Source organism: Brevibacterium sp. AGC70, from assembly GCF_057334195.1.
The window spans coordinates 24,610-36,796 of the sequence record NZ_JBHFIH010000015.1; the positions used below are offsets into that span (position 1 = coordinate 24,610).

Here is a 12,187-nt window from a genome sequence, read left to right on the forward strand (position 1 = left end):
GGTCGATACACCGCCGTCAGAACCCGCAGACTCCGCCCTGCGAGCGGGACCAGATTCGAGCTGTCAGGCCACGGAAGCGGCGACAGCCTCTTCGATGACGTCGAAGGCGTCGCCCAGGAGTTCATCGGAGATCGTCAGCGGGGGCAGGAAGCGCAGGATGTTGCCGAAGGTTCCCGTAGTGAGCACGAGGACCCCGTTCTTCGCGCAGTAGTCAGCGATCTTCTTGACCAGGTCCGGGTTCGGATCGATCGAGTCGTGCTGGACGAATTCGGCAGCGATCATGGCGCCGCGGCCGCGGATGTCACCGACCTCCGGGTGCTTGCTCTGGAGCTTAGTGAGGCGGTCGGTGACGACCTCGCCGATGTGAGCGGCGTTCTCAACGAGTCCGTCCTCCTCGTAGGAGGCGATGGCGCCGAGCGCTGCCGCACAGGCAACAGGGTTGCCGCCGTAGGTCCCGCCGAGGCGACCCGGTCCGACCGAGTCCATGATCTCCGCGCGGCCGGTCACGGCCGAGAGCGGCAGACCGCCGGCGATGCCCTTCGCAGTGGTGATGATATCGGGGACGATGTCTTCCCACTCGGAGGCGAACATCTTGCCAGTGCGGGCGAAGCCGGCCTGGACCTCGTCGGCGACGAAGACGATGCCCTTCTCCTTCGCGAACTCAACCAGCGCAGGCAGGAAGCCCTCGGCTGGGACGATGAAGCCGCCCTCACCCTGGATGGGCTCGATGACGATCGCAGCGACACTTTCGGCGCCGATCTGCTTCTCGATCATGGTGATGACGCGCTTGGCCGCTTCCTCGCCGCTGACCTTGGTGCCTGCAGCATCGTTGTCGCGGTAAGGGTAGGACATGGGTGCGCGGTAGACCTCACCGGCGAACGGGCCGAAACCGGCCTTGTAAGGGGTGGCCTTCGCAGTCATCGACATGGTCAGGTTGGTACGGCCGTGGTAGGCGTGGTCGAAGACGACGACGGCGTCGCGGCCAGTGTGGACACGGGCGATCTTGACGGCGTTTTCGACAGCCTCGGCGCCGGAGTTGAGCAGGATGGAGCGCTTCTCGTGATCGCCCGGGGTCAGACGGTTGAGCGCCTCGGCGACCTCGACGTAACCCTCGTACGGGTTGACCATGAAGCAGGTGTGGGTGAAGGACTGGAGCTGCTCGGTGGCGGCCTTGACCACGCGGGGGTTCGAGTTGCCCGCCGTCGTCACGGCGATGCCGGCTCCCAGGTCGATGATCTGGTTGCCATCGACGTCTTTGAGGATTCCGCCACCGGCGGCCACCACATAGGCGGGCAGGCTCGAGCCGACTCCCGGTGCCACTGCCGACTTGCGTCGTTCCTCGATCTCACGGGACTTCGGCCCGGGGATCTCGGTGACGAGTTTACGTTCCTGCGGCAGAGCTTCGCCGCCAATTTCCAAAGCTGTCATAACGAGAAGATTAGAGCCTTTCGACGGTTCTTGTCACTTACCGTCCGCAGGCTGGTCAGATCACGCCTGCCGCAGTTCCAGACGGTACGAAATCCGTTGCCATCGGTACGACTCGAAAACCGTGCAGAATACGCTCACAAGGCGTTTCAAGTCGGGCCTGAGAGTCGGGCCTGAGGGCCGCCGATGCGGATTCGCTCGCCGATTCCACTGCTTCCGCAGAGGGAGGAAATCAGCGTTGCTGATTCCGCATGTCGGTGTCCTTGTTGCGTCCCGGAAGTTCGATGTCGTGTTCGCGCACGGGCGCGACGATCGTCTCCTGGGCCCCGGCCACACGGGGTGCGTCATCGCCCAGATCGAAGCTAAGTTCAGCCTCGGCGGAGAGATTGCGCTTGACCACGGCCAGGCCGATCGGCCCGAGTTCCCAGTGCAGTGCAACCGAGGTCAGTCGGCCCACAGACCGTTCGGACCCTCGGACCTCGGCGAGCACCTCGGCGCCGGCCTCAGGTTGGATGTGCCCGGATCCGTCGAGGTGGACGAAGACGAGCCTGCGAGGCGGCTGGCCCAGGTTGTGCACGCGGGCCACGGCCTCCTGGCCGCGGTAGCAGCCCTTGGCCAGGTGCACCGAGGTGCGCAGCAGATCGAGTTCGCCGACGAGCGACTTGTGGTCGATCTCGTTCGTGGCCGGACGCCAGGCGGCGATCCGCACGGCTTCCCAGGCGTCGAACCCAGCCATGGTGAATTCGCTCGCCGAGGTGGTCTGCAGATCTGCGCGAGCGATAATGCCGATGACGAACTGAGTCTCGAGCCCGGGGTGGTCCTCCCCTGCCACCTCGAGTCCGAGATCGACCTCGGCGTACGAGGCCGAACCGGTCCCGATGTGCGGCCAGGGATCGGACCACAGCTGGGTCACGGGCAAGCTGTCGGGGAGCTTCACGACGGCGCCGATGCATTGGAACTCATCGCTGACGTCGTCGATCGTCACCCGCATCATGAAGACCATCTTGCGAAGGAATTCGAGAGTCTCGTCGGTGCGCAGCTCACTGATCGCCCACAGCGATTCGCCGTCGTCGACGAGTTTCAGCCAGCCTTCGATGCGACCGTTCGGGTCAAGGACGAGAGTCTCTGTGGACACGCCCGGCGCCAGGGTGTCGAGCTTCTGCGTGGTGATGGAGTTCAGCCAGGTGAGGCGATCGGCTCCGCTCAGACGCAGGATTCGCAGGTGGGGCAGATCGACGATCGCGCCCTTTTCGAGCAGTGCCCGCTGCTCGCGCAGCGGCGAACCGTAGTGGGCCGGGGTGTGCTCGAGCTCTTCGCCGCCGAATACCGCGGTGGAGCTCAGTGGGCGATTCAGCGATGAGGCAGTCATATCAGGCAATCTTCTTCAGTCGGGCTGAGGAGTGTGTGGCGAGCTCGTGGCCCAGTGCGGCCATGTCCCAGGCCCACATGAGCTCCCCGCCGACGAGGCCGTACATACGGGTGGAGGCCGTGTACTCCTTCGCGGTCTTGGTCCGGGCGACGACATCGGTGGAGAGGTCGATGCGCGGTCCCTTGACGTGGCCTGCGTAGAGTTCCATCACGCCGTGCGGGTGGACGATCTCGGCTTCGATCTCGAATCCGTCATCATTCGTGCGCAGAGTATCGACGGCGGCCGCCGAGGTGAAGCTGGGCTCTTCGGTGGGCACGAGCATCCCCGGGCCCACGTCACCGGCATCGCGCGGACGCACCAGCTGCCAGATCCCTGTCTCCAGAGTCAGCGTCGATTCCAGTTCGCCGTCCTCGGTCAGCAGCCACGCATGCGCGGTGTACTGCAGGAACGGTGTTCCCGGGTGGGCGGTGAATTCGACGCGCTGCCCGAACTGCTTCTCGGGGGTGTCCGCGTAGCCGACGACTCCGACGCCTTCCCACGAACCGATCAGCCAGGACAGGGGAACGAGCTCGGGGTGAACCGAGGAATCAAGTTCGATCATGGAGTTCAGCGATTGTCTTTGAACAGCGCCGTGACGACCTTGACTCCGACGCCCAGGGCGCCGAGAGCGGCAATGCCGACGAGACTGGAGAAGACGATTTCGAGAGCGACAAGGTTATCCATGCTCCCAGTCTACATTTCCCATCTGCGGTATGCGCACTCAGTCCGAGCTCTGAGCACGGCTTCAGCACGAACCTGAGGACGGTATCAATGCGGAGTCGCGCTGACAGTGTCGGACATCATAGCCGAGGTCAGAAGGCGATGCGCTCCAGGGAATAGACGACGACACCGCCGAGGGCGATGGGAGCGGCCCCGAGCGCGAGCTGAACGGCAAAGCTGCGGGCCTTCTCCACGTTCTTCTTCAACTCGATGTTCTGGGAGAGTTCAAGGCTCACAGCCTGGTATTGGGTATAGGCGATGAGCCCGAGCATACGATCGACGCCGGCGACCAACAGTCCCATGATGCCGCCGAGGACGAGCGATACAGGCACGCTGATGGCGTCCTTGAAGATGAGGACCGACAGGATTCCGGCGACCGCGACCGGCATCGCGATCGCCAGCGGTGACGTGTAGATCGCGGGCCAGGGCAGGGCTGTCATGCAACCTGCGACGATGAGCGAGACGAGACCGACGACGATGGCTTCCTTGTCGCCGGGGACGGTGATCGCCGCGACCCAGGTGCTTGCGGACAGGACGATGACCACGCCCGCAACTTGGGCTGAGACGTTGGCAACGGCATCTGAGGCACCCATTCCGCGGGTGAGATTCTGCACGAAGGTCCAGAGCAGGCCGAGACCGGCCAGAACGGGAAGCCAGTCAAGATAGGGTGCTGTGTCATCGCGGAACGCCGCGAGCAGTCCGGCCAGGCCGAAGAGGCCGAGCATGATCGACGTCGCGCGAGGCTGCGGTGAGTCCGTCAGTCGCGGCCAGCCGTAGGCGACACCGAAGACGATGAGCCCGGTCGCCAGCAGGAACAAGGTGTAGCCCCAGTACACGGAGGCACTGAGGGCCAGCGCCAAGGCCAGCGCGACAACTACTCGAATCCATCTGATCACAGCACTATCGTGCCTTATTCGCCCGAGGCGACGCGATTTGGGCCAAAGTCGGCGATCCCCGCCGACGTCACCAACGACGCTCACCGTCCGTCCTTGCGGGCATCTGCTGAGTCACAGCCGACCCTGTTCACTCCTGACACAGCGACCTACGCTGATGCGAACCTGCTCACTTCTGATGGAGAGACTCATGGCCAATGTGCTGACAACACGCAACTGCACCGCCGACCAATGCGACCTCAGCGACGGAATTGGAACCGATCTGGGCACACAGCAGCTCACCCTCCTATCCGCACTCCTCGACCCGACGACGCGTACAGTGCTGAGGTCGCTGCAGCCGAAGGAGAACGCAAGGTATCTGGAGGTCGGAGCCGGAAACGGCTCCATCGCCGAAATGATGGCAGCAGATTTCGGCGGCAGCGTCCTGGCTGTCGACAAGGACGTGACGAACCTGCTTGCGTCTCCGGGTGTCGACGTCGTCCATCACGATGTCCTCAACGGCGTCCCCATCGGGCCATTCGACCTCATCCATGCGCGCCTGGTCCTCGCCCACCTGCCTGCCCGGAGACGGGTCTTCGCCCAGCTCGTCGAGCAGTTGGCTCCCGGTGGATGGCTCGTCATCGCAGATGTCGGTGTCGCCGCGGAACTGCTCGTGGCACCTGAGGAATCCGACCGCGCGATATGGCGGAGGTACACCCACGCGGCCTATCAGCGGTTCAGACCTGAAGTCGACTGCGACTACGGCTGGGCAGACCGGGCCGAGGTCGAGATGTTCGGAGCCGGGCTCGCGGATGTCGCCGCGCAGCATCTCGTCCCCCTCGCCCGCGGCGGTGGCCCCTGGACGAGCTACCATCTGAACTTCAGCCTGCAGAATGAGGATGGTCTCCTCGCCACCGGCCTCCGTCGTGAAGACCTGGACCGCTACCGCACCATGCTGACCGACCCCGAGTTCCGTGCGCGCTTCTTCTCACTGACGTATACGACAGGACGCAAGCCGACCGCATGACCCGCAACCATCCCTTCTCCTGTGACCTGTTCTCTCCTGTCACCCGTTGACCCTTCCCTGTGACCTCTTGCCCTCCCCAGGTATCGGAGAAGCAGCTGGGCAGGCACCGGAGAAGCACAGCTGGGCACCCTCGGTATACTTTTCCCAGGCTGCTACTTCAGCGGCCGAGCCGAGTCCGAGGAGGTGGATGGACCACATGCGAATCCTGCACATCTACCCTGCACCTCGCCTCGACTCCCCCACCGCCCCAGAGTCCCTGCAGTATCTCGGCCACCAGATCGAACGCCTCAGCCTCGATCAGCTGAGCCGAGCAGACTCCGACTCGCTCACTGCCGACATCGTCGTCGCCGACGCCTGCCTTGACCTGTCCTTGGCGCCTGCCATCGCCGAGGCGGTGGCGCAGACGCGCATCGCAGCTCCGATCATCGTCGTGCTCAGCGAAGGCGGACTGGCCACCGCCTCGGCGAAATGGAATGTGGCCGACATCGTCCTCACCACTGCCGGCCCCGCCGAGGTGGAGGCCCGCCTGCGCCTGGCACGTGATCACCACCTGGCGCAGGCCTCACACGGCGCCACCTCGTGGGGAGGCGGGGCCGGTGTGAGCGCAACCGCCTCGACAGCCACCACCGGAGGATCGCGGCCCGACCGCCCATCTTGGAACACCAGCGGCCCCTGGACGAGCGAGGGCGAGCCCATGATCGTCGTCAGCGGCGCACTGCGCATCGACGAGACCGCGTTCACCGCGCACCTGGGCGAGCGCAGCCTCGACCTGACCTATCGCGAATTCGCCCTGCTGAAGTTCTTCGCGATGCACCCCGAACGTGTCTTCACCCGCGACGAGATCCTGCTCGCGGTGTGGGGCGATGACTACTTCGGAGGGACCCGCACCGTCGATGTGCATGTCCGCCGAGTGCGTGCGAAACTCGGCAAAGACTTCGAGAACGCCATCCACACCGTCCGCTACGTCGGCTACCGCTTCAGCCCCGACTCCGCGGCCGCACACGGCGACGGTGATGAGACAGAGTCGGACACCGAAGAAACGCCAGACACCGACGCAGCGGTGGGACCCGACGAAGCGACGGCCACTGACGAGGCCGCGCAGCACGAACAACCAGATCACGAACAGTCAGAAGCAGAGTCGAACGAGGAGGACATGAAGGTATGAGAATCGATGCCAGCGGAGCCGTGACCGGAACCCCGATCACCACCCTCGCCGAGGCGGAGCTGACCTTCCTCGACCGCGTGGCAGCATCCGATGGGTCCGCCGAGATCTCCGGCGGACTTCTGGCCATCGCCACCGGCGAGGACGAATCTCATTCCGCGCAGACAGCGTCGAGCGTATGGCGAATCTATGCCGACGATTCAGCAGACTCGAACGTCGACGCCGGCGCTCTCATCGGCTTCGGCATCCGCGCGCTCCAGGGCGATCGTCATGCGGCCGAATTCCTCATCGACCCCGATCACCGCGGTCAGGGACTGGGCGAAGAGCTGCTGTCGACGATCCTTCAGGAAGAGCCCGACTCCTGGTGCTGGTCACACGGCGACCACCCAGGCGCACAGGCACTGGCGGAGAAGCACAACCTCGGTCGCGACCGCGTTCTCTATCAGATGCGCACCGATCCGGGTCTCTCACTCGATGACCTGCCGCAGACCTCGGCGCCGGAAGGTGTCACGATCCGCTCCTTCACCACCGGTGATGAGGACGGTTGGCGGCGAGTCAACAACGCGGCCTTCGACTGGCACCCAGAGCAGGGGTCGCAGACGGCTGAGGACTTCGCCGAGATCATCCAGGCACCCGACTTCGACCAGGATTCGGTGGTCCTCGCCATCCGGGATGATCAGGTCATCGGATTCCACCAGACCAAGCTCACGGACTTCGGCGCTGAGGGCCGCCTCGGCGAGGTCTATGTCGTCGGGGTCGACCCGAGCATCCATGCCAAGGGTGTGGGCAAGGCGCTGACGATCGAGGGCATGCGCCGGATGGTCGCCGCCGGTGCGAGTGTGATCGAACTCTACGTCGAATCCGACAATGCCCCGGCGCTAGGGTTGTACGAGCGGCTGGGATTCCATGTCGCGGTGGCGCACGTGTCCTACGCGCCGGCTTCCTCGACCGAACGCAATCAGGAGTAGAGCGATGTACGACATCACTGCAGTCGGAGCGGAACTGGGTCTGCCCGATCCAGAGGATCGATTCCTCGACCGGGAACTCAGCTGGCTGGCGTTCAACGAGCGTGTCCTCGATCTTGCCACCGACCCTGATATGCCGCTGCTGGAAAGGGTCCGATTCCTCTCCATCTTCGCAACCAACCTCGACGAGTTCTTCATGGTCCGCGTCGCCGGCCTCAAACGCCGCATCAACACCGGTTTGGCTGTGCCCAGCGTCACCGGCCGGATGCCGCTGCAGGTCATGCACGCGATCGGCGTCCGGGCACATGACCTTATGACCCGCCACGCCGCCCTGCTCAAGGACGACATCGGTCCCCGCCTCGATGCGGAGTCGATCACGAAGGTCCAGGTGGACGAGCTCACCGAGGACGAACGCGCCAGAGTCGACGAGTTCTTCGCCGGCCACGTCTTCCCCGTCCTCACCCCACTCGCGGTGGACCCGGCCCACCCGTTCCCCTACATCTCCGGACTCTCACTCAACCTCGGCGTCCTGCTGCGCTACCAGGATTCCGGCAAGGAGCTCTTCGCCCGGGTCAAGGTGCCGCCGCGCCTGCCCCGGTTCTTCAATGTCGCCACGGCCACGGATCGCCCCGCCGGCCGCGACGTCCCCGCGCGCTTCGTCGCGCTCGAAGACATCATCGCCGAACACCTCGACACGCTCTTCGAGGGCATGGAGATCATCCACCACTCGACCTTCCGCGTCACCCGCAATGAGGACCTCGAGGTCGAGGAGGACGATGCGGAGAACCTCCTCAAAGCCCTGGAGAAGGAACTCCTGCGCCGCCGCTTCGGCCCCGCCGTGAGGTTGGAGATCACGGAGAACATCCATCCGCGGGTCCGTGAGATGCTCAAGGACGAACTCGGCATCGACGAGAACGAGATCTACCAGCTGCCCACCCCTCTCGACCTCTCCGGCATGTCAGACATCGCCGACGTTCCTCGCGATGACCTGCACTTTCGGAAAATGGTCCCGCAGATGAATAAGGACCTGTCGCTGCGTGAATCCAGCGACCAGGTCGACGTCTTCGCGGCAGTTTCGAACCGCGACATCCTGCTCCACCATCCCTACGACTCGTTCTCCACGAGCGTGCAGGCGTTTCTGGAGCAGGCGGCAGCGGACAAGAACGTGCTCGCCATCAAGCAGACCCTCTACCGCACTTCCGGCGACTCCCCGATCATCGATGCCCTCGTCGACGCCGCACAGGCAGGCATCCAGGTGCTCGCGGTCGTGGAGATCAAGGCCCGCTTCGACGAGGAGGCCAACATCACGTGGGCGCGCAAACTCGAACGCGCCGGCGTCCACGTCGTCTACGGAATCGTCGGGCTCAAGACCCACGCGAAGCTCTCCCTCGTCGTCCGCCAGGAGGCTGAGGGCCTGACCCGCTACTGCCACGTCGGCACCGGCAACTATCACCCGAAGACAGCGCGAGGCTACGAGGACTTCGGGCTGCTGACCAAGGACAAGAGCGTCGCCGATGACCTGACGAAGCTGTTCAACCAGCTCTCGGGCTACGCGCCCCTGGCCGAATACTCGCGCCTGCTCGTCGCCCCCACCCGGGTCCGTTCGGGGTTGACCGAACTCATCGACAAGGAGATCGCCATCGCCGAGGCGGGTGGTGCCGGCGTGGTCCGGATCAAGGTCAATTCGATCGTCGACGAGGCGATCATCGATGCCCTCTACATGGCATCCCGAGCCGGCGTCCAGGTCGAGGTCTTCGTCCGCGGTATCTGCGCCCTGCGACCAGGCATCCCCGGCGTGAGTGAGAACATCACAGTGCGGTCCGTGCTCGGCCGCTTCCTCGAGCATTCGAGGACCTTCGTCTTCGGCAACGGCGGCGATCCTCTCGTCTACATCGGATCAGCTGACATGATGCACCGCAATCTCGATCGCCGCGTCGAAACCCTCGTCGAGCTCGTCGCTCCGAATCACAAAGCGGAGATCATCGAACTCTTCGACCTCGCCTTCGCCGACACCACCTCGGCGTTCGTGCTCGCCGCTGACGGCAAATGGACGCGCAGCACCCACGATGATGAAGGCAACCGGCTCACCGAATACCAGACGGAGCTCATCCGCCGACATCGCAAACGCCGACAGATCGGGGAAGAAGCTTGAGTGCGAAATCGGTCGGTTCCGCGCAGGCGTCCTCACGCGTCACCGCCGATATCCTCGCCGCCGGCGCGCTGTGCTGGCGCAATGGCAGCGAAGGACTCGAAGTTGCTCTCATCCACCGACCCCGCTACAACGACTGGTCCTGGCCCAAGGGCAAGGTGGAATCAGGCGAGACCCTTCCGGAGACGGCGATTCGCGAGGTCAAGGAGGAGACGGGACTCGACATCACCCTCGGAGTCCCTCTGCCCGCGGCGGAATACATGGTCGGCGGAAAGTACCTGAAGAAGGTCTTCTACTGGTCAGCACAGGTCAAGGGCGAGCACACCTTCACGCCGGTGAATCAACGCGAAGTCGACGAGGTGAAGTGGTTTCCCGTCGGCGAAGCGCGAACGAAGCTGAGCTCCTACGCAGATCGCGACCAGCTCGATGCGCTGGAGAAGTTCGATTCGACCAACGCACTGCGCGCCTGGCCTCTGATCCTTGTCCGCCACGGGAAGGCATTTCCCCGAGCGAAGTGGCATGAGACGGAGCATGTGCGCCCGCTGCTGGCTCTGGGGACCCGCCAGGCCATGGCACTGACCGGGCTGCTCTCAGCGTGGGGGACGAAGAGACTGATCTCGAGTCCCTGGAAGCGGTGCATGGCCACGCTCGCTCCGCTGTCCGCGGCGACCGGCAAACCTATTCGAAGGGCTTCGTGCCTGAGCGAGAAGGCGAGCTCTGCGAACCCCGACAAGACCACCCGATTCATCGAGAAGCTGCTGGAGAAGGGCAGGCCGGTCATCTACTGCACCCACCGGCCTGTCCTGCCGCTGGTCCTCGCCGTCTATGCGAAGTACGCCCCACAGCGCATCGCGGAGAAGCTGCCGCGCGAAGACCCCTACCTCAAACCCGGTGAGATCCTCGTCGTCTATGTGCGTCCGGGCGCAGTGCCACGCATCGTCGAATTCGAACGGATCCGCCCGATCGACGCCTGAGACCGGTTCCTCAGCGGGGCTGGTTCCTCAGTGGGCGGGGAATCTGCACCATGCTCCGTACATCGGCGGGCCCATGACCATGCCGTCGAGGGCATCGATTCGACCATCCGAAATCAGGCCGATTCAGCCCTGCGAAATCAGGACAACGTCGTCCCGACAAGCATCCTTTCATGAATTCGCAGGTTCCTGTGATGGAGCACTCACCCGGACCTGAAGCCTTCAGGATCCATTCACCCTCCATTCACTTAGCGACTCCCAGGGCTTTACACACGATACTTAGCGTGTAACACGAAAGATCGAGCAATCTCGAACAGTGTTCTCATACTCGAAAGGCATCTTCGTGAAGCTGAAGCACCTGGCACCATCCGCTGCAATCCTCGCAGCCGGCGCACTCACCCTGTCGGCCTGCGGCGGAACCTCTGCCACTGGAGAAGAAGCAAGCGGCGGCGGCAGTGACCTGCAGGGCACACTGACCGGGATCGGCGCCTCATCGCAGAAGGCCGCGATGGACGCATGGACCGCTGACTTCGCCTCAGAGAACTCCGGCGTGACCGTCAACTACTCCCCTGACGGTTCAGGTGCGGGCCGTGAGCAGTTCCTGGCCGGAAACGCTCAGTTCGCCGGCTCAGACGCTCACCTCGATGACGACGAAGCCAAGCAGGGCAAAGAGGTCTGCGGCGCCGACGGGGCCTACGAGTTCCCTGTCTACATCTCCCCCATCGCAGTGACCTTCAACGTCAAGGGCGTCGATGAACTCAACCTCGCACCCTCGACGATCGCCAAGATCTTCAAGGGCGAGATCAGCAAGTGGAACGACAAGGCCATCAAGGCAGACAATCCTGATGCCAAGCTTCCTGACACGAAGATCACCGCCGTCCACCGTGCCGATGACTCCGGCACCACCGAGAACTTCGCCGAGTACCTCAAGGCCACGGCCGAGAAGGACTGGGACGCTGAGGTCAGCGGGGACTTCCCCAAGGACTTCGGTGGCGAAGCCGCACAGGGCACCGACGGTGTCGTGCAGACCGTTTCTGACACAGATGGAGCCATCGGCTACGCAGACGCCTCGGCCGTCGGATCACTGAGCAAGGCCAAGGTGAAGGTCGGCGACGAATACGTCGAGCTCTCCGCCGATGCGGCATCCAAGGTCGTCGACGCCTCCGACAAGGTCAAGGGCCGCGGCGAAGGCGACCTCGCCTTCGACCTGGCTCGCGACACCACTGAATCGGGCGCCTACCCGATCGTCCTCGTCTCTTACCACGTCGTCTGCTCGTCCTACAAGGACCAGGAGACCGTTGACATGGTCAAGGCTTGGGAGAAGTTCGTCGTATCCGAAGAAGGACAGAAGTCGGCAGCGGATTCCGCCGGCTCTGCACCACTGTCCGACGATCTGCGTTCGCAGATCGAGACCGTCATCGATTCGATCAAGGTTGAAGGCTGATTCTTGGTCACTGACCTGCAGAATTGATATGTCGAAGAGGGGGG

The 12,187-nt window shown here is 63.9% G+C and carries 10 protein-coding genes; 6 read left to right on the forward strand and 4 right to left on the reverse strand.

What is annotated here, in order from left to right:
* Positions 1-63: 63 nt before the first annotated feature.
* The 4 genes from gabT to ACE03M_RS13085 form a co-directional block, all read right to left on the reverse strand.
* Positions 64-1,428: a 4-aminobutyrate--2-oxoglutarate transaminase gene (gene gabT / locus ACE03M_RS13070; RefSeq protein WP_143920651.1), complete on the reverse strand. Its 1,365-nt coding sequence runs from the start codon at positions 1,426-1,428 to the stop codon at positions 64-66.
* Positions 1,429-1,657: 229 nt separating this feature from the next.
* A complete protein-coding gene (gene ygfZ / locus ACE03M_RS13075) occupies positions 1,658-2,794 on the reverse strand; it encodes a CAF17-like 4Fe-4S cluster assembly/insertion protein YgfZ (protein WP_485934342.1) in 1,137 nt (378 codons plus the stop codon).
* Between the two features lies 1 nt (position 2,795).
* Complete coding sequence (locus ACE03M_RS13080; protein WP_143920655.1) at positions 2,796-3,395, reverse strand: nitrobindin family protein; 600 nt, start codon at positions 3,393-3,395, stop codon at positions 2,796-2,798.
* A gap of 250 nt (positions 3,396-3,645) precedes the next feature.
* Complete coding sequence (locus ACE03M_RS13085; RefSeq protein ID WP_260847904.1) at positions 3,646-4,449, reverse strand: ammonia permease; 804 nt, start codon at positions 4,447-4,449, stop codon at positions 3,646-3,648.
* A 187-nt stretch (positions 4,450-4,636) separates the two neighbouring features.
* On the opposite strand from ACE03M_RS13085, the gene ACE03M_RS13090 reads away from it, so the two are divergent.
* The 6 genes from ACE03M_RS13090 to pstS all read left to right on the forward strand — a co-directional run bounded on the left by ACE03M_RS13090 (position 4,637) and on the right by pstS (position 12,143).
* Complete coding sequence (locus tag ACE03M_RS13090; protein WP_485934345.1) at positions 4,637-5,452, forward strand: class I SAM-dependent methyltransferase; 816 nt, start codon at positions 4,637-4,639, stop codon at positions 5,450-5,452.
* A 187-nt stretch (positions 5,453-5,639) separates the two neighbouring features.
* Positions 5,640-6,617 (forward strand): winged helix-turn-helix domain-containing protein, encoded by a 978-nt coding sequence (locus ACE03M_RS13095; RefSeq protein ID WP_485934347.1) that lies wholly within the window; start codon positions 5,640-5,642, stop codon positions 6,615-6,617.
* Positions 6,614-7,582, forward strand: coding sequence for a mycothiol synthase (mshD, locus tag ACE03M_RS13100; RefSeq protein ID WP_485934349.1), 969 nt, complete (start codon positions 6,614-6,616; stop codon positions 7,580-7,582). Before ACE03M_RS13095 ends, mshD begins: the two co-directional genes overlap by 4 nt.
* 4 nt (positions 7,583-7,586) lie before the next feature.
* A complete protein-coding gene (locus ACE03M_RS13105) occupies positions 7,587-9,731 on the forward strand; it encodes an RNA degradosome polyphosphate kinase (protein ID WP_485934351.1) in 2,145 nt (714 codons plus the stop codon).
* Positions 9,728-10,702, forward strand: coding sequence for an NUDIX hydrolase (locus tag ACE03M_RS13110; RefSeq protein WP_143920662.1), 975 nt, complete (start codon positions 9,728-9,730; stop codon positions 10,700-10,702). The genes ACE03M_RS13105 and ACE03M_RS13110 overlap by 4 nt, the downstream gene beginning before the upstream one ends.
* 340 nt (positions 10,703-11,042) lie before the next feature.
* Complete coding sequence (gene pstS / locus ACE03M_RS13115) at positions 11,043-12,143, forward strand: phosphate ABC transporter substrate-binding protein PstS (protein ID WP_143920664.1); 1,101 nt, start codon at positions 11,043-11,045, stop codon at positions 12,141-12,143.
* Positions 12,144-12,187: the final 44 nt, after the last annotated feature.